Origin of the sequence: Streptomyces glomeratus, assembly GCF_021462825.1 — a bacterium.
Classification (GTDB): domain Bacteria; phylum Actinomycetota; class Actinomycetes; order Streptomycetales; family Streptomycetaceae; genus Streptomyces; species Streptomyces glomeratus.
The window spans coordinates 33,672-56,737 of sequence record NZ_JAKEEB010000032.1; the positions used below are offsets into that span (position 1 = coordinate 33,672).

22 protein-coding genes and 1 pseudogene are annotated in these 23,066 nt (G+C 68.6%); 5 read left to right on the top strand and 18 right to left on the bottom strand.

All coding sequences use genetic code 11. The annotated features are described in order from the left end of the window. Positions 1 to 319 precede the first annotated feature (319 nt). Positions 320 to 775 (top strand): DUF6884 domain-containing protein, encoded by a 456-nt coding sequence (locus LZ604_RS27870; RefSeq protein WP_234518381.1) that lies wholly within the window; start codon positions 320 to 322, stop codon positions 773 to 775. Between the two features lie 269 nt (positions 776 to 1,044). Here LZ604_RS27870 and LZ604_RS27875 read toward each other — a convergent pair whose 3' ends face one another. From LZ604_RS27875 to LZ604_RS27895, 5 genes are all read right to left on the bottom strand, one after another. Next, on the bottom strand, positions 1,045 to 1,260 hold the full coding sequence (locus LZ604_RS27875; RefSeq protein WP_234518382.1) for a Rossmann-fold NAD(P)-binding domain-containing protein: 216 nt from the start codon (positions 1,258 to 1,260) through the stop codon (positions 1,045 to 1,047). Positions 1,261 to 1,602: 342 nt separating this feature from the next. Next, positions 1,603 to 3,987 (bottom strand): phosphoketolase family protein, encoded by a 2,385-nt coding sequence (locus LZ604_RS27880; protein ID WP_234518383.1) that lies wholly within the window; start codon positions 3,985 to 3,987, stop codon positions 1,603 to 1,605. Between the two features lie 176 nt (positions 3,988 to 4,163). Beyond that, positions 4,164 to 4,328, bottom strand: a complete 165-nt coding sequence (locus tag LZ604_RS36380) for a hypothetical protein (protein ID WP_372482212.1) — start codon at positions 4,326 to 4,328, stop codon at positions 4,164 to 4,166. Continuing rightward, positions 4,328 to 4,891 carry a hypothetical protein gene (locus tag LZ604_RS27890; protein ID WP_372482213.1) on the bottom strand — a complete coding sequence of 188 codons (564 nt, stop codon included), beginning with the start codon at positions 4,889 to 4,891 and terminating at the stop codon, positions 4,328 to 4,330. Before LZ604_RS27890 ends, LZ604_RS36380 begins: the two co-directional genes overlap by 1 nt. A 94-nt stretch (positions 4,892 to 4,985) precedes the next feature. After that, positions 4,986 to 5,999: a 2-hydroxyacid dehydrogenase gene (locus tag LZ604_RS27895; RefSeq protein WP_234518384.1), complete on the bottom strand. Its 1,014-nt coding sequence runs from the start codon at positions 5,997 to 5,999 to the stop codon at positions 4,986 to 4,988. A gap of 749 nt (positions 6,000 to 6,748) precedes the next feature. Between LZ604_RS27895 and LZ604_RS27900 the strand changes: the two genes are divergently transcribed. Further along, on the top strand, positions 6,749 to 6,949 hold the full coding sequence (locus LZ604_RS27900) for a hypothetical protein (protein ID WP_234518386.1): 201 nt from the start codon (positions 6,749 to 6,751) through the stop codon (positions 6,947 to 6,949). Between the two features lie 116 nt (positions 6,950 to 7,065). Further along, positions 7,066 to 7,377: pseudogene (locus tag LZ604_RS27905) on the top strand (pyridoxamine 5'-phosphate oxidase family protein); the annotation flags it as partial. 31 nt (positions 7,378 to 7,408) lie between these two features. Here the strand turns inward: LZ604_RS27905 and LZ604_RS27910 are convergent. The 9 genes from LZ604_RS27910 to LZ604_RS27950 all read right to left on the bottom strand — a co-directional run bounded on the left by LZ604_RS27910 (position 7,409) and on the right by LZ604_RS27950 (position 18,279). Further along, positions 7,409 to 7,846 (bottom strand): DUF6093 family protein, encoded by a 438-nt coding sequence (locus LZ604_RS27910; protein ID WP_234518388.1) that lies wholly within the window; start codon positions 7,844 to 7,846, stop codon positions 7,409 to 7,411. A 51-nt stretch (positions 7,847 to 7,897) separates the two neighbouring features. Next, entirely contained in the window at positions 7,898 to 9,019 is a 1,122-nt protein-coding gene (locus LZ604_RS27915; RefSeq protein ID WP_234518390.1) for a hypothetical protein, read from the bottom strand. A 101-nt stretch (positions 9,020 to 9,120) separates the two neighbouring features. Continuing rightward, positions 9,121 to 11,202 (bottom strand): methyltransferase, FxLD system, encoded by a 2,082-nt coding sequence (gene fxlM / locus LZ604_RS27920; protein ID WP_234518391.1) that lies wholly within the window; start codon positions 11,200 to 11,202, stop codon positions 9,121 to 9,123. Positions 11,203 to 11,226: 24 nt separating this feature from the next. Next, positions 11,227 to 12,498: a lanthionine synthetase C family protein gene (locus tag LZ604_RS27925; RefSeq protein ID WP_234518393.1), complete on the bottom strand. Its 1,272-nt coding sequence runs from the start codon at positions 12,496 to 12,498 to the stop codon at positions 11,227 to 11,229. Further along, entirely contained in the window at positions 12,495 to 15,557 is a 3,063-nt protein-coding gene (locus tag LZ604_RS27930; RefSeq protein WP_234518394.1) for a lantibiotic dehydratase, read from the bottom strand. Before LZ604_RS27930 ends, LZ604_RS27925 begins: the two co-directional genes overlap by 4 nt. Before the next feature lie 82 nt (positions 15,558 to 15,639). Beyond that, positions 15,640 to 15,813, bottom strand: coding sequence for an FxLD family lanthipeptide (locus tag LZ604_RS27935; RefSeq protein WP_234518395.1), 174 nt, complete (start codon positions 15,811 to 15,813; stop codon positions 15,640 to 15,642). A 908-nt stretch (positions 15,814 to 16,721) separates the two neighbouring features. After that, positions 16,722 to 16,925: a DUF5999 family protein gene (locus tag LZ604_RS27940; protein WP_234518396.1), complete on the bottom strand. Its 204-nt coding sequence runs from the start codon at positions 16,923 to 16,925 to the stop codon at positions 16,722 to 16,724. A 167-nt stretch (positions 16,926 to 17,092) separates the two neighbouring features. Then, positions 17,093 to 17,680, bottom strand: coding sequence for a hypothetical protein (locus LZ604_RS27945; RefSeq protein ID WP_234518397.1), 588 nt, complete (start codon positions 17,678 to 17,680; stop codon positions 17,093 to 17,095). Beyond that, complete coding sequence (locus LZ604_RS27950) at positions 17,677 to 18,279, bottom strand: ATP-binding protein (protein WP_234518398.1); 603 nt, start codon at positions 18,277 to 18,279, stop codon at positions 17,677 to 17,679. The genes LZ604_RS27945 and LZ604_RS27950 overlap by 4 nt, the downstream gene beginning before the upstream one ends. Before the next feature lie 308 nt (positions 18,280 to 18,587). On the opposite strand from LZ604_RS27950, the gene LZ604_RS27955 reads away from it, so the two are divergent. Both LZ604_RS27955 and LZ604_RS27960 read left to right on the top strand, forming a co-directional pair. Continuing rightward, positions 18,588 to 19,976, top strand: coding sequence for an NsdA family TPR-like regulatory protein (locus tag LZ604_RS27955; protein ID WP_234518399.1), 1,389 nt, complete (start codon positions 18,588 to 18,590; stop codon positions 19,974 to 19,976). A 31-nt stretch (positions 19,977 to 20,007) separates the two neighbouring features. Further along, positions 20,008 to 20,475, top strand: a complete 468-nt coding sequence (locus tag LZ604_RS27960; protein WP_234518401.1) for an SAM-dependent methyltransferase — start codon at positions 20,008 to 20,010, stop codon at positions 20,473 to 20,475. 9 nt (positions 20,476 to 20,484) lie between these two features. On the opposite strand, the gene LZ604_RS27965 is transcribed toward LZ604_RS27960, so the two are convergent. From LZ604_RS27965 to LZ604_RS27980, 4 genes are all read right to left on the bottom strand, one after another. Continuing rightward, positions 20,485 to 21,324 carry a hypothetical protein gene (locus LZ604_RS27965; protein WP_234518403.1) on the bottom strand — a complete coding sequence of 280 codons (840 nt, stop codon included), beginning with the start codon at positions 21,322 to 21,324 and terminating at the stop codon, positions 20,485 to 20,487. 7 nt (positions 21,325 to 21,331) lie between these two features. After that, a complete protein-coding gene (locus LZ604_RS27970) occupies positions 21,332 to 21,658 on the bottom strand; it encodes a hypothetical protein (RefSeq protein ID WP_234518405.1) in 327 nt (108 codons plus the stop codon). Positions 21,659 to 21,722: 64 nt separating this feature from the next. Beyond that, complete coding sequence (locus LZ604_RS27975) at positions 21,723 to 22,007, bottom strand: hypothetical protein (protein ID WP_234518407.1); 285 nt, start codon at positions 22,005 to 22,007, stop codon at positions 21,723 to 21,725. Further along, complete coding sequence (locus tag LZ604_RS27980) at positions 22,007 to 23,062, bottom strand: major capsid protein (RefSeq protein WP_234518409.1); 1,056 nt, start codon at positions 23,060 to 23,062, stop codon at positions 22,007 to 22,009. The genes LZ604_RS27975 and LZ604_RS27980 overlap by 1 nt, the downstream gene beginning before the upstream one ends. Positions 23,063 to 23,066 lie beyond the last annotated feature (4 nt).

Consider the following 23,066-nt stretch of genomic DNA (forward strand, 5'->3'; position numbering starts at 1 on the left):
CGGCCGCGGCGGGCCTGGCGGAATGGTGCTGCCGCTGCGTGTCAGGGGACATAGTGGGCCCCGCTCGAAGCGGCCGAGTGTGCGCCAGCTGTTCGCGCGAGGGCGGCATTGCCGGGTCTGAGCTTCCATCGGCTGCCGCCCCTGCTCCCTCCCGTGGACGCCTCAGGCCCGTCATCCGGCATGACCTTGTGCTTCTCGAAATTCCACTCCGCCATCGCCCCCCCGACTCGACCGCTCGGAGGCGGATCTCCACCAGAACGCGCCGGGCGCGCACATGACCAGTAGTGCTCACATCACACGCACAGGCAGGACAACAGACATGACCACAAACGACCATCTCGACTACTTCAAGCCACGACTCGTCGTCATCCCGTGCGGCAGCCGCAAACTGGGCTCGCCCGCGCGCTCCGCAGACATGTACGTAGGCTCCTACCACCGGGCATGCCGCAAGGCGGCCGACGCACTGCAACCTGACCTGCTGCTCATTCTCTCCGCACGCCACGGGCTCCTCGACCTCGACGACGTCATCGAGCCGTACGACACACCGCATGGCGCAGCCGACGCGGTAACGAGCCAGGTCCTTCTGGAACAGGCAACCGTGCGTGACATCGTGGGCCTTGACCCGGTGGTGGCCCTCGGCGGTGCACGACACATCACCCTCGTGCGCTCCGTCTGGCCGCACGTCCACACGCCGTTGGCCGGAGCACGCGGCATGGGTGAGCAAATGGCCCGGCTTGCAGCATTGCGCGAAGGACGGGGACGGCCTCTGACATGACGCTTCGTGCGGCGACCGCGAGGCCTCGCCAGCGTGTGTCGAGGCGCATGGCCCTATGGGGACTGCTGAGCGTTCCATGAAGTGACGGTCGTACGTGGTGTGTCGGTACCAGAATTCGACCTCGTGAAGCTGATGGTGGAGGCTTCCGACCTCTTGCTCCTCAGGGCATCCTCGGGTGTAAGCGGATCCCGGGGTCGGCGACCGTCGGCCCGGGAGCCCGTGAAGCGGTAATGCAGGAGCCGGCGGTCATGCAGGCCGTCCGTCGACTGCTACCAGGTCTGCTCGCCGGCTCGTACGAGGACCTCGTCGACGGCGACCCGGCGGTCCCGGGTGACGATGTAGGACACGGTGTCGGCGATGTCCTCGGGGCGCAGCAGTTCCATGCCCTGGATCTGACGCTCGATGGCCTGCCGCACGCCATCGCGGAGATGGGTGCTCAGCTCGGTGTCCACGGTGCCGGTCCCCGACCTCGCGGCGCCGCTCATCGACCTGCTCCTGCACGGCATCCTGACGAGCTGAACGTTCACGGCAACTGACTGCTCGCCGCTGGGCCTTACGACCTGTGCCATGAAGTACCGCGGGAAGCTCCTCCGCCGGCACCACACCAAGAGCCGGACCAGGTGCGGACCGGACTCGGCTCGCAACAAGCGACTCCACCCGTTGCCGCAGGTCAGAACCGAGGGAGGTCGTGTACCACAAGGAGACGAAGAACCTCCTGGTGTCGTACTCGCCGAAGAAGCTCGGCTTCTTCTGCACAGGAGAGAAAGGAAGCGCCCCGACGGGCCTGCTGGGCCGGCTGGGGCGCTTGGGAGCCGGGAGGTGGCCGCTCAGCCGTCCCACGTCCAGTCGGCGACCTCGGGCAGGTCCATGCCGTGCTCACGGATCCACAGGTGGTGGCGCTGCCGGGTGTCTTCCATGTGCTGGCGCACGGCCGCCGCGCGGACCGCGAGGCCGGGGACGCGGTCGATGACGTCCATGACCAGGCGGTAGCGGTCGAGGTCGTTGCGGACGACCATGTCGAACGGGGTGGTCGTGGTGCCGATCTCCTTGTAGCCGCGCACGTGCAGGTTGCGGTGACCGGTCCGGCGGTAGGCGAGGCGGTGGATCAGCCACGGGTAGCCGTGGTAGGCGAAGAGGACCGGCTTGTCGGCGGTGAACAGGCCGTCGTACTCGAAGTCGCTCATGCCGTGCGGGTGTTCCTCGCTCGGCAGCAGCCGGGCGATGTCGACGACGTTGACCACCCGCACCGCCAGCCCGGGCAGATGCCGGCGCAGCAACTGGGCCGCAGCCAGCACTTCCTGGGTGGGGACGTCCCCGGCGCATGCCAGCACCACGTCGGGCTCCCGCGTGCCGTCCTCGGTACCGGCCCACTCCCAGATGCCGGCGCCACGCGCGCAGTGGACCTTGGCCTCCTCCATCGACAGCCAGTCGAAGCAGGGCTGCTTGCCGGCGACGACGACGTTGACGTAGTCGCGGCTGCGCAGGGCGTGGTCGGCCACCGAGAGCAGGGTGTTGGCGTCCGGAGGGAAGTAGACCCGCACCGCCTCGGGGCTCTTGTTGAGGATGTGGTCGACGAAGCCGGGGTCCTGGTGGGAGAAGCCGTTGTGGTCCTGCCGCCACACGTGGGAGGTGAGCAAGTAGTTGAGGGAGGCGATGGGGGCGCGCCACGGCAGGCGGCGGGTGGTGCGCAGCCACTTGATGTGCTGGTTGACCATCGAGTCGACGATGTGCACGAACGCCTCGTAGCAGGAGAACAGACCGTGCCGTCCGGTGAGGAGGTAACCCTCCAGCCAGCCCTGACAGGTGTGTTCGGACAGGATCTCCATCACGCGGCCGTGCGGGTCGAGGTGTTCGTCGACCGGGAGGGTTGCGGCCTGCCATGCCTTTCCGCTCGCGGAGTAGACCGCCTGGAGCCGGTTGGACGCGGTCTCGTCGGGGCCGACGAGCCGGAAGTCCCTGCGATCGGTCGTGGCCCGCATGACGTCCTCGAGCATGTCGCCGAGGACGCGAGTGGGTTCGTGCAGGGTGGCGCCGTGCTTGTCGACGGCGACGGCGTACTTCTCCAGCGGGGGCAGGGGCAGCTCGCGCACCAGGAGACCACCGTTGGCGTGCGGGGTGGCACCGAGCCGGCGGGCTCCTTCCGGGATGCAGGCCAGCACGTCCGTGCGCGGGGCGCCGTTCTCGTCGAACAGCTCTTCCGGCCGGTAGGAACGCATCCACTGCTCCAGCCGGCGCAGATGCTCGGGGTTGTCGCGTACGGCGGCCAGCGGGACCTGGTGGGCGCGCCAGGTGCCCTCGACCGGCAGGCCGTCGACCTCGGCCGGGCCGGTCCAGCCCTTGGGTGTGCGCAACACGATCACCGGCCAGCGGGGCCGCTCGGTGACCCCGTCCTCGCGGGCGGCGCGCTGGAACGCGGCGATACGGTCGATGGCGGTGTCCATCGCCGCGGCCATCGCGCGATGGACGGCGGCCGGGTCGTTGCCGGTGACGTGGATCGGGTCGTGGCCGTAGCCGGCCAGCAGGTCGTCGAGTTCCGCCTCCGGGACCCGGGACAGCACGGTCGGATTGGCGATCTTGTAGCCGTTCAGGTGCAGGATCGGCAGCACGGCGCCGTCGCGCACCGGATCGAGGAACTTGTTCGAGTGCCAGGAGGCGGCCAGCGGCCCGGTCTCCGCCTCACCGTCGCCGATCACACAGGCGACCAGCAGGCCCGGGTTGTCGAAGGCGGCGCCGTAAGCGTGAGACAGGGAGTAGCCGAGTTCTCCCCCTTCGTGGATCGAGCCCGGCGTCTCGGGGGCCACATGACTGGGCACTCCTCCTGGGAAGGAGAACTGCTTGAAGAGCCGGGCCATGCCGGCCGCGTCCCTGGTGATGTCCGGATAGGTTTCGGTGTACGACCCCTCCAGCCACGAGTTCGCCAGTACGGCCGGGCCACCGTGGCCTGGGCCCCAGATGCACAGGGCGTCCAGTCCGCGGGCCTTGATGACGCGGTTGAGGTGGGTGTGCACCAGGTTCAGCCCGGGTGACGTGCCCCAGTGGCCCAGCAGGCGCGGCTTGACGTGCTCGGGGCGCAGCGGCTCGGTCAGCAGGGGGTTGGCCATGAGGTAGATCTGACCGACCGACAGGTAGTTCGCGGCGCGCCAGTGGGCGTCCAGCGACCTCAGCTCTTCCTCCTCCAATGGGGCGGGTCCCTGCTGGGTGTCGACGGACATCGGCGTTCCTTTCCGTTTCTGGGCAGCGTTCGGGATGTCGTGTGTGCCGGGCCCGGTACGACCCACCTTCCACCGACGGGCCGGGTACCCGACAGGGCCGTTCGGGCCACCCCCGGCGGGCCGAGTCGCGGACATCCGGCCCGGCTCGGGCTCCGGATCGCTTGCCGCGCGGTTTCTCAGCCTTCGGCGTGTGCCAGCCACAGGTCGGGGCCGAAGACCTCGTACCGGATGCTGCGTGCGGGGATGCCGGCCTGGAGCAGCTGGGTCCGGACGGCGCGCAGGAAGGGAAGCGAGCCGCACAGGTAGACGTCGGCGGGGAGGTCCGGGCCGCCGAGGTTCATCAGGCCCGTGCGGGAGCCGGGTTCCTCGGTCGCGTCCTGTTCGTACCAGTACTCCGCCCTCGCCCCGGTCGGTTGCTCGACCAGGCGCCGGGTGTCGGCGCGCAGGGCGTGGTCGGCCCGGGTGCGGTCGGCGCCCTCTGGATGCCCTCCGGGATGTCCTCCTCTTCGAAGGGATGCCGGCTGGTGTGCCGACGGCAGATGGCGGGGTGCAGGCGCGCCAGGTCGTCCTCGGCCGGCACGGCGGCGCCTGCCTCGCCCAGCCGGACAGCGGCGAGCCGCAGCGGTTCGGCGGGGTCCGGCAGCAGGTCGACCACGGGGGCGAAACCGGCCTGCGCGGCGGCGACGCGCAGGTTGAACAGCGCCGCCCCGCAGCCGATGTGCAGGGCCCGGTTCCCGGCGTCGAAGCGGGGCACGGCGCGCTCGAGGTCGGCGAACAGCAGCAGGACCCGCTCACTCACCACGAAACGGAAGCGCCAGGGCTGCGCGTTGTGCATGGAGGGAGCGGCCACGGCCCCGGCGACCAGGCCTGCCACCGTCTTCGCGTCCGACTGCCGTGTGTCCATCGGTGCTCTCCTTCCCGCGCCGGCTGTCTCGCCCATCGGCTATGAGTACCAGGCGGCGGACCACCGGCGGCTGCGCCGCCGCACGCGCCGCACTTCAGGCCGTCTGCGGCCTGACCAGCGTGTTGTCGCCGGTGCGGCCCGCGAGGTAGTCCTCGATGTTGGTCACCGTGGTCTGGGCGATCTGGCCTACGGCGTCCCTGGTGAAGTACGCCTGGTGGGAGGTGACCAGGACGTTGCTGAAGGTCATCAGCCGCGCGAGGCGTTCGTCGGTCATGACCTCCAGTGACTTGTCCAGGAAGAACACGCCGGCTTCCTCCTCGTACACGTCGAGCCCGACGCCGCTCAGCCGCCCGGCGCGCAGCGTCGCCAGCAGCGCGTCGGTGTCCACCAGGCCACCGCGGCTGGAATTGACCAGAATGGCGTCGTTCTTCATCAGCGCCAGCGCCCCGGCATCGACCAGGTGGTGGGTGTCCGGCAGCAGCGGCACATGCAGGCTGACCAGGTCCGCCTCGGCGAACAGCCGCTCGCGCGGAACGTACTCCATGCCGAGGGCGAGGCAGTCGGCACTCTCAGCTACATCCCAGCCGAGCAGCCGCATCCCGAAGCCGTCGGCGATCCGCGCGAACGCGGTCCCGATCTTTCCGGTGCCCACCACCCCGGCCGTCCGGCCACGAAGGTCCCTGCCCATCAGCCCGTCGAGCCGGAAGTCGAACTCCCGGGTGCGGTGCGCGGCCCGGACGATACGGCGGTTGACCGCGAGCGCGAGGGTCCAGGCGAACTCGGCCACCGAGTACGGCGAGTAGTACGAGACGCGGGCCACCGACAGACCGAGTTCCTTGGCGGCGCCGAGGTCGATGTTGTTGTAGCCGGTGGACCGCTGGGCGATCATCCGGGTGCCGCCCTCGGCCAGCGCACGCAGCACGTCGGCGTCGAGGGTGTCGTTGACGCAGCTGAGCACCACTTCGTGCCCGAGCGCGGTCGGCGCGGTGTCCCGGTCCAGGAAGAGTCCGAGGCAGCGCAGCTCGTGATGGCCCGAGAACGCCTTGTCGAACGCTTCCCGCAGCAGCGGCTCCTCGTCCGTGAGGACGCCGTACGCAATGATCTCCACTTGGTCTTCTCCGGTCGCTTTGGGCGCTGTCATTTTCACCGTAGGTGCTGATCACCACGGGTGATGAGGGCCGATGAGGCCCGGGATGTGCCCCATCGGCCCGATTCCGGGGCGATCGCGGCGCGGGCCGCGTAGGGATGGGCAAAGGCCGGCGCCGTGCACGGCGGCTGCCCTGGCCTCGTCTTTCACCTGCTGTCGCTCGTATCGGTGCCGGCGAGAGCCGCGCGTCCGGCCTCCAGACGGGCGGCCGGGATGCGGAACGGCGAGCAGGAGACGTAGTCGAGACCGGCCCGGTGGAAGAGGGGCCGGGGACTTCCGGCCCGTCCGCGGGGACCCGACAGCCCTGGGCACGGGGCGGAGCGCTGGGGGGGATGCCCGCCTGGTCGTGCACGCACGGAAGGCGACGGCGCACCAACTGGCCGACCCGCTGCGCAGTCGGATGACCAGGGTGCTGGACCGCCGGGAGGCGGCCCGCAGGCCGGCTACTCCGCCTCCGTGGCGCGGCGGCCCGGACGGCGGCCGACGCGGTCAGGGTCTTCGGCTGCGGCCGGTCGGGGATGCCAACCGGCCGGCCGCCCGTCCCGCTTGGAGCCGTGCCGGTCAGGCCCCCGGCAGAGACCGTCGGCACCTGGGGACGAAGGGCGGACCGCACGAAGGTCGAGGGGAAGCTGCACCGAACTGCGCGGTGCCGCTCGCACCCGTCCACCGCTGACCACGCCCGGCGGCTCCGACAGAGGGAGGCCCACCCCATGACCCGTCACGACGCCGGAACCGAGGCGGCGACCAGCCACGGCGCGCCCTCCGACACCGCCGTCGCCGTGGACCGGCTGGTCACCAGCGGACTCAAGGCGCCGGCCGACTACGACGGACCGCCTGAAGGGCCGACCGGACGCGGACCAGGGCCGAACGGCCCTGGTGTGAGGAGTCCCGGCCCGGTTCCAATGACCTGATCGCGTCTGTCCACGGCGTGCGCTTGGCGTTCCGCCGCGGACGGGCGCCCGTTCACATCCCGCACGTCGAGCAGAGACACACGGCAGTGAGCAACGAGCCCCCACGGAAGCCCACCATGACCATCGGCCCCACCCGGACACCTCCCTCCGGGCCACGCAAGAGCGTCGAGCTGGACCGCGATGAGGCGCTGCGGCTTCTGGGCAGTGTCTCCTTCGGCCGGATCGTCTTCACCCGGCACGCGCTGCCGACCGTGCGCCCGGTGAACCACCTCCTGAACGACGGCGACATCGTCATCCGCACCCACGAGGGCGCGGCCCTCACCTCACGTGCCCAGGAGGCCGACGGATCCGGCGTCGTCGTCGCCTATGAGGCCGACGCCATCGACCCCTACACCCACCTGGGCTGGAGTGTGGTGGTCACCGGTTACTTGCGAACTTCCTCCGGATCGATGGCAGTGGTCACGTCGCCGTTCCCGTCTTCTGGGTGTTCTGGTCGACCCACGTCGTGCGAACGACGCTCAGGGTGGAGGTCTCACCGATGTCGATCACCCGCCACGTTCGCCCGACGGCCGATGCGTCGTCAGCCTCCACGACAGTCACGGTGTCCTCGCGGGAAGCCACGGGCGCCGACAGCGGAGTCAGGAGACGGTACCGGGACGGGGTGTCGTCTACGTACGCCTGTCCGGCGAGGTGCAGCACGACGGATGGCCCGCTCGCGGGGAAGATCGCCCCCGGGCCTTCGTAGACGGTGACGGGCGGGCCGGGTTCGTACTGGCCCGTGTCCGGGTTGAACACCGGCTCGCCAGGCCGATAGATCCGGATCTTGTTGGTGAGAATCTTCTTCTCGACGATCGTGCTGACGGCCCCCAGAGTCAGCCCTTCAGTAGGCACGCTCATGCGTTCGAGCGTAGCCGCGCCCGCAGACGGTTCAGATTCTCCGAGTCGTTCTTACTGTGCGGCGCTGCCCGTTTTCGTGGCGCCCAGCGAACGAGAGATCACCACTTCACTGGAGTCCAGCGCGGCTGAGATCGTGTGGTGCAGTGCCTCCGGGAGAACCCTTCCTCCGAGGCCGCAAGATCGGACCAAGTCAGTGCAATCCTGAATCTGGCGCCCTGTCGCAACCGTGGTGAACAGGTAGTGCGCGAGGAGTTCACGAGCTGCATAGCCGTTCTGCGCTTCCGTCGCCCGCCGGACCAGGTCTTCTGCGACTGGGCGAGCGCCAGGGTGCTGGGCGAATTCAACCGCGTCCAGCACGGTGAGGCCGAGGCGGGTGTCAAATACGGTCAAGCCTGGCTTGCCTTCGTGGCGGAGGAAAACGTTCACGAGATCGGCCAAGCAGTCGTCGAACGGCTGGTTCGCGTAGCGGCGACATAGCACCGTCAGACAGTGGCTGACGGCCTGCTCCCACGGATCGCCAGCAGTCGTGCCGTTGAGAAGTTCTGCGGCGCGTTCCGTGTCGCCTGCCGTGAGGGCGGCCACTATGGCGACCTGCCGTCCGTCGAGCATCCGTGTGCCCACGCCTCGATGCTGCTCGATATGGGCCAAGGCTTCCGGCCAGCGGCCCGTGGTCGTGAGGGTGCGCGTGCCGTCGGCGAGCACCACGCGCCAGAGCCAGGCGTGCACTTCCCGTCGGTCCTCGGAAGTTCGGGTGAGGTCATCCGGAACGGTGATGCCTTCGAACACGGCGGCGCGGCCTGCACCAACAGCTTCGTACAGGCCCAGGAGCCGCTGGCGTCCGTCGTCGGTTTGGCCGGCGCGAATCTGCAGGCGGGCGAGGTTAACCAAGGGCTCCAGCCCACGGATGGCGCTCATGGCTGGCAGCGGACAGGCCCGGAGGTACGCGTCCGCGTGCCGATGGCACATCGATCGGGCCATGTCGGGCAGCTCAAGGTCGGAGGCGAGGAGCGCGGCCTGGTTGAAGACGGTGGAGGCCAGTCCTGGCTCACTCTGTTTCGACGCTCTGTCGGCCAGTTCAGCCAGCGACCGCACACGGGCGGGCAGGGGCAGGCAGGCGGGCCGGAATCGGGCAACGAGCGGGAATCGCCGGGCTATCGGGCCGTGCGGGTCCATGTGTCCTCCCCCTGAGGCAACGGTGATCGGGATGAGCGAGGGCGACCGGCGGTGCCCGTCAGCTACAGGACAGGCACCGCCTTCCTCACCCTCGGTCTGCGTCAGCGCCAGTCGATGACGATGCGGTTCAGCGGGGTGTCGATCGCGAAGAGCCCGGGGGCATGCTCGACCGCCGGGGCGTCGAGAGGCCGGATCTCGAACTTGGGCTCGCGACCGCGGTACTCGCGGTCCCAGGTGCGAATGGCGTCCGCGACCTGTGCGGCCAGCTCATCACTGCCGGGCCCATGGCCGATGACGCCGAACTCCCACAGCTTGCCGCCCTCGGCGGTCTTCTGGTCCGAGAGACGTCGGGCGAGGTACGTCACGGCGCCCTTATCGATCGCCGCAGTCGACGACGGGTAGGGGTCGTCGGTGAGGATGGTGCCCTTGGCGTCCTTCGGGAAGAGCATGCGGATCAGGCCGGAAGGCAGCGAGCAGGAGACGAACAGCTCCATCCACTCGGGCGATTCCATGGCGCGGACCATCATGCCGGTCCATTCCTCAGTGCGCGGCTGATCCAGGACTCCGGCCAGGGCCTGGGCGTCGATGGGCTGCCCGGCAGGCGCCTGGAGCCGTACGGTGCCGTCCGAGCTGAGCGAGATGACGCGGCGGTCGTCATCAGCGATGCCCCGTCGCAGCGGCATGAATGTGTTCATCTTGCTGCTGACACTCGTCCATCGCCCGTCCTTCTGCTCGTAGGCGATGGAACGAGAGACGCTCCCCTTGAGACGCTGAGGGACCAAGAGCCGTCCGCCGGGCGCGAGCTGCTGCATCCAGGCGTGGGGGACGCCATGCGCGCCGACGGTGGCGATGATCCGGTCATACGGGGCGCCCGAGGCGTGGCCGACAGCCCCGTCCCGGGTCAGGCACTCCACGTTGGTGAATCCGGCGGCAGCGAGGTGGGTCCGGGCACCTTCCACGAGATCGTCGTCGACGTCGATGGTCGTGACGTGTCCGCTCTCACCGACCAGGTAGGCGAGCAGGGCGGCGTTGTACCCGGTGCCGGCGCCGAGTTCGAGGATGCGTTCACCGGGCTGGACCTCCAGTTGATCCAGCATGAGGGCCACGATTCCGGGCTGTGAGGCGCAGGAGATCGACGTGCCGTCGGTGTCGTATTTGATGTTGACGGGCGCGTTCGCGTAGGCGTCTTCGAGCGCCGCGTCGGGCACGAACTTGTGGCGCGGTACGGTGCGCAGCGCCGTCTCGACGGCGGGTGTTCGGGCGTAGCCCGCCTCGCGGATCTTGTCGACCAGGGCGTTGCGGAGTCGTGCGGCTTCGGGCTCGACGGTGCTGAGCGTGTCGGTGTTCACCGCCCTGACGCTAGCGGCGGAGACCCTGGCGTCCGTGGTCGACGCGTTGTTGTCACTCGATCCCATTACTACCTCTCGTGCGATGTGGGACATGGCGTGCTGGTCATCTCGGAGAAGCCCTGCACGGTTGGCGTGGAAGATCACGTGATGGGTGATGACGGCCCGAAGACCCCTGGTGAGGCCGTTGCTGTTTGCGAGGTCGTGTAGTGCGCTACCGGCTCGTTCGAAGGCGGCGACCCAGTCCGCGTGCCCTTCGAGCGGCCGTCCAGGGCTGCACAGGCTGTGGGCGTCCGCGGTCATCAGCTTGCGCATGGCGGGCGCCAGGGCGGCGGTCTTCTCCGGGGCGAGCGGCTGGGCCGCTGCCGGGCGGAGCTCCGCGACCTTTGCCCACACGTCACCCTGCTCGAACCAGTCCAGCGCCGCGGCACGCATCATGGCGCTTATCAGGAGGACGGCCGTCTCCCGCCGCCCGAGGCGTCCCGGTCCGGGCCGGTAGGCGAGCAGATGACGGCTGTCCGCTTGGAAGAGGTCGTGAGCGAAATCCATGGCGCTTACGCCGCCGAAGGCGGTGGTCTCGGGCTCGTAGATCCCGGGCACCCAGGACACCACTGTGCCGGCGCTCACCAAGTCGGACAGGAGCCACTCAAGTTGACGGGACGGCTCGCCCGCACGGTAGCGCAGGGGCCAGGGCTGCTTGTTCATGAACCACCAGCCGTCGATCTGTCCGGCATCCTCAGCGGCGAGCAGCGCGGGGCCGAGGCGTTCGCTGATGACACGCTTGCCGGTCTCGCGGTCGGCGAAGGTGACGTTGTACTGGTGCCAGGCGGAAGACATGGCGGGTCCTTGGGTCGGCAGCGGTCAGTCGATGAGCAGGCATGCGTCCCACGCGGAGTGGGGTGGTACACCGGTGGCCGGGGCTTGGATCGCCAGGGCCATGCCGGCGGCGCCGTCGAGGAACCCAGGACCGGCATCTCCCTGAACCTCTGCCACTGCGGCATCCGTCGGGTCGATGCCTGCTGGGCAAACGGTGGTCAGGAGTGCCGTGGTCGTGGCACGGAGTTGGACGGCGGTCGCGGGGTGAGCGTCTGCCGCCATGCGGGCGGCGATATGGGCGAGTCCCGCAGTGCCGTGGCACAGGCCCTTGTCTGTCGTGGTCTTCAGCTGAGCAGGGTCGGTGAGGGAGGACACCATCGCTTCCTCCGCCTCGATCTGCCGAGCGGTGTCGCCGAGGGCCAAGGCAGCGAGTTGCTGAGCACGCGAGACGCCCGCCGTGCCGTAGCACCAGGACGGCCGCCGCGCCGCGGACGGAGCGAGCCGCCCTTCTCGGAGTTCAGCGCGGGTGACCCAGTACGGCCACACAGAGCCCCGCCCTGTCCGCTCTTGCCAGCGGTCCAGCCAGGACAGGATGCTTCGCATAGCGTCGTGGTGGCCTTCGACCAGAGCGCCACGACGAACTGCCAGGGCCAGGAGCGCGAGTACGCTTCCGACGCCGTGCGCGAGTCCGGTGTTGGCATGGCCGCCGGGGAACCGCTCGTCTCGCCTTCCGGAAGGTCCACTCGTCACCCACCATCCCGGCAACACGTCTCCGCTGTCGGTGATGGGCTCGGTCAGGCGCACGCAGTACCCCAGGACGGCATGCGCGGCGTCGCTGTCGGGGTAGCGCCGGATGATGTAGGCGCCGTAGCCGGCGAGCCCACGGATCGCATCGAACTCCGACAGCTTCGGCAGCATGCCCGCATCCATGCGTCGATGCGCAGCGTCGACCCGTCGGTGGACGTCGGCAGTGAGCTGCGCGTCAAGGGTGTCCAGAGCGCGCTGGTACGGACCGTCATGGTGCTCCGCCATACAGGCCACGGCGTGCGCGAGGGCAGGAGCCCCGTAGAAGGGGTGGCTGTCAGACCCGCTGGTCAACGGTTGCCGAGCAGCAGCAGTCACCCAGGCGTGGGCATGCTGCCACGGGCCGAGGCCGCGGGCGGCCCGCTCGATGTGCAGCAGCGCGATCCCCGTCGGCCCGTAGGCAAGTTGCTGCCGGTGAGTCGTTGTTGTGTCCGAGCCGACCGGGGCGGTGGCAGGGTCAGCCAGTAGGTTCGCGATCTCTTCCGCCATCTGGAACGCGGCATGGCTGGTCACTGTGCCCTCCGGGACATCCAGGCCAGGGCGACGGCGCGCGTGAGGTACAGGCAGACGGCTTCCTCGGGAAAATCGACCGCGACGTGCCGGACGAAGTGGACGTGCAGCAACGAGGACAAGACGTCGTCCACCTGGATGCCCTGGGTGTCCGGGCCGGGGAAGTGGAGTCGGTAGGTATCGAGCGCCGCGTCCCGATCGGCCCAAGCATCCACGATGGCCGACCCGCCGGGGGCACCGCGCAGCGCGGCCCAGCCGCCGGACGGATCGGCCAGCCGTACGGTCTCAGTGAACTCCGGGCGCGGTACCGGCGCGGGGGCTGCGGACGGGATGTGGTCGATCAGCCATTCCATCGCGGCCTCTTGGCTGCCGAGGAAGGTGGTGGCGATGGCGATGGTGTGCGCGGCCACCAGGGCCCGTTGGTGCGGACGCTGGGGCAGGGCGAGCTGGTTCACGATGGTGCGGGAGTCCTCACGGAACACTGCTTCGGCAGCGTCCCAGGCCGCACCGGAGCCCCAGCGCCCCATCTCGCGGTAAGAGGTGGGAAATCTCAGGTCTGCCAGCAGTCCGGCAGCGCGTAGTTCGTCGGCCCAGGCACTGACTACCTGGGCGGTTTCAGCGAAGGCGGCGGGTTCGGGCAGGGCGATGCGCACTCGTAGGTGATGTTCAGGATCCCGGAAGCGGATGAACCACCACGGTGGGCCGCCCAGCCGGTCCAGCAGCCTCGGGAGGTGCTGACCGAGTAGTACGTCTTGGCGCCTCAGGTCGCCATAGAGCGTGGCCAGCAGTAAGGACGCGGCGCCGGGGGTCTGGATCTGCGCTCGGGAGAAGGTACGGGCCGACGTAGGGGGCGGCAAGGCTGGCCACCCTGGAGGTCTCGTCGCCTTGAGCGGCACGATCACCTCGTGTGCTCGTCCGCCGCACCACCCGTAGGCGGCAGGGTCCGGTGCTTCAACGAGGACGGCGGAGCGCACGCGGGCCAGATGCTGGCGCAGCAGCGTCCGAGGCCCTGCCTGGTCGAGGTCGAGGAGCAGGCGCCGGTCCCCTTCGGCGAGGTAGACCCGCTGCGGTGTCCGCCTCCGGCTCCGCCACTGATCGAGAGCCGCGTCCCAGTCGTAGTGGGGGGAGTTGCGTCCGGGCAGCTCGGCCGCTTCTAGTCGCCACCGCGCGGGGGCGAGCACGGTGCGCCCGTACCGCACTCTGGGTAGGAACGGCATCGCGTTCGCAGCACCCCAGTCGAACAGGGTGACCTGCGCGCACTGAGCCCGGGACAGTTCGGTGAGGAACCGCACCAGCGGCGGGGTGTGCTCCCTGAGGTTCAGTGCGTGCATGCCAACGGCCTCTACGCGGCGGCCACGCTCGGGCGCGGCCAGGTACATGCGGCGGCCATCGCAGGCCACGGCCAGGTCGTCGGGCGTGAGCACGTCCCCGCTCGCCGCGCGATGTTCCTGCACACCGATCACGGTGGGCAGTACCTGCGGGGTTCGAGTGACATGGGCGCTGGTAGACAGCAGCGGCGGGAAGGACAGCTGGGCGGGAATGGTGTCGGCGTCTGCCGTCGGCAGGTCAGACAGCTCGGCGAACAGACGCTCGCGGTCCTCCGCAGCCAGCACGCTGAGGAACCTGCCCGTGGTGACGCCGACCCCACGGGACACGCTCATGACCTCTAGCCGGAAGCGCCCGCGTTGAAGATCCCCCGTGCTGGCGGAATGCACCCGGACGCCCACCTCGACGTGCGGGGGCACCCGCGGGCGCTCGGGCCCGATGTCCATGGCCGCGATCAAGTCATCAGTTAGGACCACCTCGTCGTGCCCGTCGAGTACGGCGGCCTGAGCCAGGCGTACCAACGTGTCGTCCCGTTCGGAGAGTCGGCGTCTGCGATCGTCGGCCGGCGCGCCCGGATACCCATCGGGGAATCCGGTGCCACTGTCGGCGACGACTTCGCGGAGCGGCACCATCGTGCCGATGCCGTACCGCTCGTAGAACCGACGCTGGTACGCCTTCCACGCGGCAGTCCCGTACGGGAGGGCGCTGACTCTGGTCAGGACGCTGGCCGCCCGCTGGATCTCGCGGGCAACCTCCTCAGGCAGGTCAATACGCGCGTCGAGGCGAAGGTCGAGAGCCAGAGGGTGGCGCTGCAGGCCCGGGACCAGAGCCCTCATCCTCGAAGTGGCACGGGCCCGGCCGCTGCGCACACCGCAACCGTGAAGGTCTGCCTGCACAGCGCGCAGCGCGCTGACCAGATCCGAGACACTGGGCACGGTGTCGGCGTCCACGGAGTCGAGCTGGACTAGCAGGTAGTGCAAGGCGTCGGTTTCGGTGCTCGGTGCGTGCAAGCAGGAGATCAGCGCCTGGTGCCGGACTAGGTCCCGCACGAGCCGACGTGCTTTCTCGGGTCCGGCCGCCGGGAAGTCTGCGGCGAGCTTGTCGGCGAGGACACCGGCGCGCACCGGCTGTCGGCTGGCGTCCAGAACGGCCCGCACCGGATCCGTCAGGGCAAGGGACGCCTCGACAGCGCGCCGCCGCGTGTCGGACTGGTACGGAAGGATGAGACGACCACCGCGCTCCATGGCCGTGTTGTTGCAGGTCACCAGAAGGCGATCCATCAGCTCAGGGCATGACTCCAGCCGCTCGACAACAGCCGCCAGCCACTCCGCGCTCGCCCGACTCACAACCACGTGATCAGAACCCCATGCTGCGCCCGCTCGCGGCCCGATCTCGGCTGCGGCCACGCCGGCGAAGAGGCCGTAAGGAGTCGCCCGGTGTTCGGCACGCAGCAGGTAGCGGTTCACGGAAGTAGCAGCTCGGCGCACATCCCGCGGAGACGGGGTGCTGGATGAACACAAGGCCCGTACCTGAGAAGCGAGGGCAGGACTAGCGTGCTCCAGGGACTCGACAATCTCCTCCTTAGACCAAACCTCCCGCAACCAGGCGAGCTGAGCAGTCGCGCTGCTGGGCGACGAGTCGCCAAGGTCGGGGCACGGTCCGACCGGAAGCGTCGGCCACGCGACCGCGCGAAAGAGAGCGGTCTTCCCGACTCGGAACGCGCTGTTCAACGCCATCACGACCTCCGTGGTCCAAGGGCGGCCGGTGCCTTCACCCGACGGGCAAAGGCACCGGCCTGGGTGGACGTGTGCCCTATGGTCAGGCCACGTTGGTGGTGCACGCGCCGCAGGTCTCGCCGCAGCCGTCGTCCGTCAGGCTGACCAGACCGGCGGGGTCGGAGACCTCGACGAGCGTGACGTCCAGGTCGAAGCCGTCCGTGCTACCCGCGCCCTGCGGCTGCATCTGCGTGGCGTGCGTGATCTGGGGGCTCATTACAACTCCCTTTGCTCGAAGCGGTTTTACGGGATGGTTGTGCTGCCGGAGACCTGCATGAGCGTATGAAGACAGCTACGCCACAGAGGCGTTTACCGGCCACCGGCCCAAGGGGCGATGCCCCGCGCGTGGATAGTGCGGGGCCGCCGCGTGCCCTCGGATCGGAGTTCTTGCGCCGCCTCGATGAACCGGGCTCGAAGCAACCGGTCCACCGGGGCGGCCGTCTATTCGGTGGTTGTCGCAACCTCTTGTTCGAGATCGACGACGGTGACACCGCGCAGCTCGCGTACGAGTTGAGAGGCCAGGAACCAGGGCCTGAGCAGATGCTCCTTGTAGGACAAGGGCCTATCCCTGGCCTCGTCGCTGACCCTCACGGGAACGGGCCGCATGCCGGGGCCGGTGGTGTAGAGGAGTGCCGATCACCCCGTACAGGCGTGGCACACGCACCCGAAGCGCCACAGCTCCGGCTCTTGCCAGATAGCCGCACTGCTTGACCGCAAGCACAGCGCATTCAAGGCAGAGAGGTGGCTGCCAGGTACGGGAGCCCTCTGCCCAGTCAGCCCCTACCGAATCACTCGGCCTCGGTGCCAGGAACAGGTAACCGCTGGCGGTGCGGCTGGCCGGCTGGACAACGCACACCTGGCACCGAAGCCCGCTCATCGTCTCGCGCTGCCGAGACGGGTGTACCTCCCCCCATCGCGGAGGGCCGACGGGCCAACCGTCTTCGCGACTCTGGGAACACCGGGCCCAGAGGACCCCTTGGTCGTCCCGATCTCTAGGGCCCTCGTCCAGGTAGCAGAGTCCTCCCCCACCAGGGCGAAGACCGAGCATCGCGGCTGAGTCGGGATCCTCGCCACGCCGCGCGGTGATGTACGGGACGACGGCAGACCAGGGCATGGGAAGGGTGGTCATGCCGCAGCCCTCATCACATTCGAGAGGGGACGATGCGGCTCGACGATCCGGCCGTCCGGCAGCAGCTCTCCGGTGTCCTCGAAGAGGAGGACACCGTTGCAGAGCAGGGTCCAGCCCTGTGCCGGTTGGTGAGCTGCGGCACGAGCGGCTTCACGATCCGTAGCATCTGCTGGCGGACATGGTGGTTGGTGCTGGCACATGGGGTTCCTCATCGACAGGGAGGTCTGGGTCGTGGAGCCGTGACGCCCGCTCCCTGAGTCCTTTACGGTCGAGGCCCTGCCGCCGAGACCGGGGGAAATGGAAGCCCCGGCAGCAGGGAGCTAGTGCCGCGTGCGGAGAGGACGGGGCGCCTCGCCATACGCGGAGATCACGAGATGTCACTCAGTACCGAGCTGAGTAGCGTTTCGTGCGGCACTGGGCCGGGCTGGAACTGGTTGAGGTGATCCCGCAGCGGCCCGGAAGGCACGAGGCGGTCGCTGCGGCAACGCCTCAGCCAGTACGGGCCAGGCGGCTCGGTCCGGTCCAGCGGAGGGAGCGCAAGCTGATGCGGCCTGCCGAGGCACATCGCGAAGCGGTGGGGCGCCCATCGGTCACTTGTCCCAGGCGGAACGAGCCAAATCAGCCAGCCACGCTGGGGATCCTCGATGACGGGGCCGCAGGCGTCCGGGGCGTCACCCGGGGACCGCTGGATCTCGTCCATGAGTCTCACCACCCCGTATGCGGCGGTACCGCTCGCGGTGACGACAATGTCGAAGTACTGTCCGCCCAGCGGAAGCGTGAGCTGCTGTCCGGTCGACAGGGTCATCAGGCGCCGGATGCGGTCGGCCAAAGTGCCCATGTCCTCAGCCGGCTCCCGGGGCACGCCCCTCAACATCGGTTCGTTGAAGTGGACCTCTGGGGCAGGGCGGCGCTGGTCGACCTTGGAATCACGACGGGGCAGTTGTGTCGTCGTCATGCCGAGACCTCCGGAACCGCCCCGGTCAGCAGAGCCTGAACGGCCTTACCCATCACCAGGCCGTTCGCGTCCCGCCGACGGCGAAACGCAAGTCCGGCCCCGCACTCCCGTGCCCGCCACAGGCCGCGAGGTTTCTCGTTCTCCTTGGCCGGGTGCCAGGCCACCGCGGCGGCGAAGCCGGGGAACTCTGGCATCGGGTCATCGACCTCGACCAGCAGCTGGCTGTCGGAGTCGACGTACAGATGCACCGGGATCTTGTCGGTCTCGCCTACAGGAGTGTGCTTGACCGCGTTGTCCACGAGCTTCTCCACGATCCGGGCTGCGTCCTCGACATCACCCGGCCACCGGGCCACCGTAAGGCGAGTCCGAACGAGAAGACGGGCGTTCCTGCCGGCTGCGGCGGTCGCAGTAACGCTGCCGTCCCACACGAACACTGGTTCGTCAGGCACCTTGAAGGGGAGCCGTAACAGCTTGGGCTCGGACTCCTCCTTGACGTTGTCGGGACGCCGTGTGGGCACAGGGGTGGGCGGCGCGGGTCTCGTGCTGAACGCGGCCGTCACCGCGGCGGTGGGTGTGAGGTAGTGCGGGGACGGGTTCACGGGGGACTCCCTGTTTCATGGCTGGGGCTCCGGCGCGAGAGGGCTGGACAACGGCGCCCCATTCACGAGTCGCGTGGCGGTTACGAACAGCAAACCGCTCCAGGCTCGACCCGGGTACCAGCGCGAGGGAGCGCCGCTGCCAAACGTGACACAAGATCGTTTACTGATCTCACGGCAACGGCTTTCGGTCAGTTCAGTGGATGTCTTCTGGGATCCCGCAATAGGTTGGGGTTGCCACCTCATGTCGACGCGAGGCGAGCGCAGTTGACAAACCTGTCTCAAGATCATTAGCAGCCGGGGGCCGCATCATGGCGCGCGAGCGGAACGAAAAGTTCGAGGCGTTACTGAAGGATGCAAGCTGGTCACGGGCTCAGGCGGCGAACGCCTTCGTGCGAATCGCACACGAGAACCACCTGATCGACTACACGCACATCGCTCGGCAGCACGTCCAGCACTGGGTGGCCGGACACGCCCCATCTGGCCAGGCCCCCATAATCATGTGCGAGGCACTGTCCCGTCGCCTGAAGCGCGTCATCACTCCAGCCGAAGCCGGGTTCACAGCGCCTGACTCGCCAGCGCAGGGGGCGCTGGACTGGCGCGTCGATCCGCTGACCGCGCTGACGGACTTGGGGAGCACTGACTTGGATCCGGACCGGCGGAGCCTGCTTCGCGGAGGCGTGTACTCGGCCGCCGCCCTTGTTGTTCCCTCAGATGCCTGGTGGACGGAGATGGCGAGGGAGCCAGCGAACTCGGAACAGAAAGGTTCCCAGCGCGTCGGCCGAGGCGATGTAGAGAACGTGCGCGAGATGACGTTGGCCTTCTCACGTATGGACCAGCGCCGGGGCGGCGGACACGGCCGGACCGCTCTCGTCGAGTACCTGCGCTCGGATGTCGCCCGGTATCTCGTGGGAACGTTCCCCGATGACCACGTTCGCCGCGAGATGTTCTCCGCCGCTGCAGAAGCCTCCTACCTCAGCGGATGGATGGCCTTCGACAACGGCGAGCATGACATCGCCGAGCCGTATTTCGCTCTTGGACTGAAGCTGGCTGCCCGAGCCGCCGACGCTCCGCTCTCGGGCCACATCCTCCGTGCCATGGCGCATCAAGCCCTGGACCTCGGCCTGTTTGGCAAGGCCCTGGAACTCTCGACGGCCTCAGTCGCCGGCCAGCGATATCAGTCCGCGACGCCACGAGAACGGGCACTGCTCGGCGTTGTCCATTCCCGTTGTCTCGCTGCAACTGGGCAGGACAAGAAGGCGACGAAGGTGCTGCTTCAGGCCGAAGACGACCTCCGCGGTGCCCATGACGGCATCGAAGAGCCGGCCAGAACCTTCTTCTTCGGCGAGGCGTCACTGGCCCATGAGACGGCGTGCACCTTGCGCGATCTCAAGGACCACAAGGGGGCGATCAGCCAGTTTGACCGCAGCGTCCGCACTCGCGGACCTGCATTCAAGAGGACACACGCCGTGACCCTCGGATACCTCGGGGCAACGCAGATTGCTACGGGCAATGTGGAAGAGGCGTGTGCCACCTGGTCCAAGGCCCTCGACGCTATGGAGGAAGGCATCTATTCCGGTCGAGCTCGGCAGCGCGTCGTGGAGATGCGCTCCCTCCTCTCGCCGTATCGACGACGCGGCATCCCAGCCGCTGCGGAACTGGAAACCAGGGCAGCCGCCTACCTGCGCACCGTAGATTGATCACGTTCGGCAGAGGGATGAGGAGGGCACCATGACTCTACAGATCGAGCCCATCGGCACCGTTGTCGGTGGCCGAACGGAAGTCGCGGACGACAACTGGGGCGGCGTCGAGTGCATCATCCGCCTCGATCCGAAGTTCCCACTCGAAGTCGTAAAGGGACTGGAGGAGTTCTCCCACCTGATGGTCACCTGGCACTTCAGCCAGGCGTCCCCGAGTGACGTTGCTCTGCACGCGCGCAGCCCCCGTAACAACCCTCGCTGGGAGCCATCCGGCACGTTCGCGCATCGCAACCACCGACGCCCCAACCAACTCGCCACCAGCTTTCCCCGGCTACTCAAGGTCGATGGCCTGGACCTCCATGTCACCGATTTGGACGCGGTCGACGGGACACCCATCTACGACCTTGGGCCCTACTTCCGGGAGATGGGGCCTCAGGGCGAGATCCACGAGCCGGCCTGGCCCGGCGAGATGCTCAGCGACTACTGGGCCGAGTCGTAACGGTTACGATCACGTGACCCCGGAAGCCGTGCTCGTCGATCCTGTGAGATCCGGGCGCGGCCCGAAGGCACGCCGGCAACGTGGGTGGGAGATCGGCCAGTTTGCCGCGTCGTCGATGGTACGCACGGTGCGGTTGGCCTTGTCGGGGTCTTGGTGGGTGCTCCAGCCGCAGTCCGCTCCGTCGAAGACCTCGACCGTGGTCACTCCGGCTTGGCGGGTTCGGTTGAGAGTGCCTGCGTTGTAGGCGACGGCAGACTTCGCGAGCGTGGCGGCCTCGGCCCACGCGCGCACCGGAACCCGCGCCCCGTTGCGGTAGATGACGTACGTCAGCTTGTGCTTGGCGGCCAGCCGATCCGCGAGGTTCTTCGCGGCCTGCTTCGCGGTCATGTTGCCTGCCGCCAACAGCGGCACTTCGCGGCGCGCAGCTTCCCGCGCGGCGCGGTAGAACTGGCTGGCCATGCGCTCGGCTTCCTCAGAACGGCGTAGAAAGTCGGCGTAGGAGTCTGCTGCGAGCGATTGCAGTGCGTCACGGTGGAACGTGGTCCAGGTGAAGGTCACGCCCAGGGCTTCGGCGGCCGTCCTTCCGCCCTCTTCGTACAGGTGAGGGAGCTGCCGCTGTACGAACTGCTGGGCCTCCTGGTCCACGCGCTGACGGAATTCGCGGATGGCCTGCTTGAACTCCTCCAGCGTGGCGAGCGTGTACGGCGTACGTGGGTTGTCGGCGAACCTGGCGAGCACTTCCTGCTGTTTGCTCGCCAGGCGCTGCCAGGCTTCCTCGAGTACGGCCGCAACGCGGCGCGCGATCTCGTCAGGGTCTCCCGGTACCAGTGGCGGCCACTCGTACGGCACTGCCGCTCTACCTCGTGCGCCGGGACGGCAGGAGCGGCGCGGTGACCAGGTCGACGCTCGCCTCCCCCGCCGCCGGGTCATCTGGGGCCACGAGTTCGGCGAGGCCCGCGATCTGGCGCTCCAGTCCGGCGAGGTTGTTGCTCTGGTCGATGGTGACCACGCCGTCGACCGTCATGCGCAGTGGCTCGGCGAGGAGCTTGGCGCGGCGTTCCGCAAGGACTTCTGCGGCAACTGCTCCGGCGCGGCCGAGGCGGGCGTAACGAGCAGCGAGGTCTTGTTCTTCGGTGGCGGTGCCGAGCTGTGCCCGCAGCCAGGCGAGGAGGATGGGTTCCATCAGTGCTCCTGGATGGTCGTCGCCCGCCCCCTCCCGAATGGGCGGGCTGAGACCTCTCGTGTGGTTACTCGGCGGCGTCGGTGGTCTTCTTGCGCCGACTCGGGGCCGGCGACGTGGGTTCGGCCTCGGGGCCGGGCTCGGGTTGGGGCGGCACGGTGAAGCCGAACTGCGTCGCCTCCTCCGTCTCCGGCTCCTCGGTGTCGGACTCCGGCTCGCCGTCCTCCCACGCGTCCGGGTTGGTGATCTCGACAGCCAGCTCCTCGTCGGGCTCGTCGCCGGGCTCCAGCACGATCCACTCACGCGAGGTCGGGTGCTGGACGTGCACGGCGGTTGCCAGACGGCGTCCCATCAGATCACCTTCGCCACGATGTGAGCGTCCGGCGTGTGCAGCACCGGCATCCCGACCGCCGCGCCCTTGGTCCAGATCTGAACCGGGTCATCCTGCGCACCGCGTGTGATGATGATGCCCGGACGGTCCTCCTTGGTGATCTCCGGATTCGTGCCCCGCGACAGAGCCAGGCCCTCTGCGGTTACCCCGAAGATCGTCTGCCCCCACTTCGTCCGGTCCGGGGGAAGCATGATCCACCGGTCCTCCGGGAGCACCTTGGTCTGCACCCCATCGACGCGCACCTGCCCCTTGTAGAAGGTGATCGGCGGCAGGCCGTAGTTGTCTCGGACCACGTTGATCTGCTGCGGGGTGAGCGTGGCAGTCGGGGTGTTCGAGGGGTTCACCGAGCCGTAGTAGGCCGCCCTGTAGCTGTTGTTGGCGGCCAGGAACGAGAAGGCCTTACGGCTGGTGACCACCATGTCGGGGAAGGGGGCTCCCCGGTCATCGAGGTACTGGATCCACGCCAGCTCGTCCTTGATCGGGTCGGAGGTGGGGTCCGACCACAGCTTGGGCGCCGTCGGCAGGTTGCCCGCCGGCACGCCCCAGTCGACCTCGATCGTCAGGCCGTTCTCCGCGTTGAGCGAGAACTTGCCGTCTACCAGCACGTCGCCCCAGGCCAGTTCGACGCGGGAGCGGATCGCCTCGACATGCCGCTCGGTGTCGTCGTACAGCAGCTCGATCAGTCGGTCCTCGTCCGCGCCGCGGGACGCCTCCAGCAGGATCTGCTCCTGCTCGCCGACGAGCAGCTTCTGTCCGAGCGGCGGCAGCATGCCCTCGCGCGTGGTCTGCCACGCCTCGCGGGACGCGAACGGCACGCTGGCGTCGAACGCGCGGTACTTGGCGACGTTGACGTACCGGCCGTTGTCCTTGACCCGCCACTTCACCTCGTCCTGCTCCAGCGTCGGGATGATCCCGCCTTCCCGGGTGAGCAGGTGGTCCTTCTGCGAGGGGATGGCACGGGCGAATGTGGTGAGGTCGCGGGCGGCGACGTTCTTGATCAGGTCCTGAATGGTCATCTTC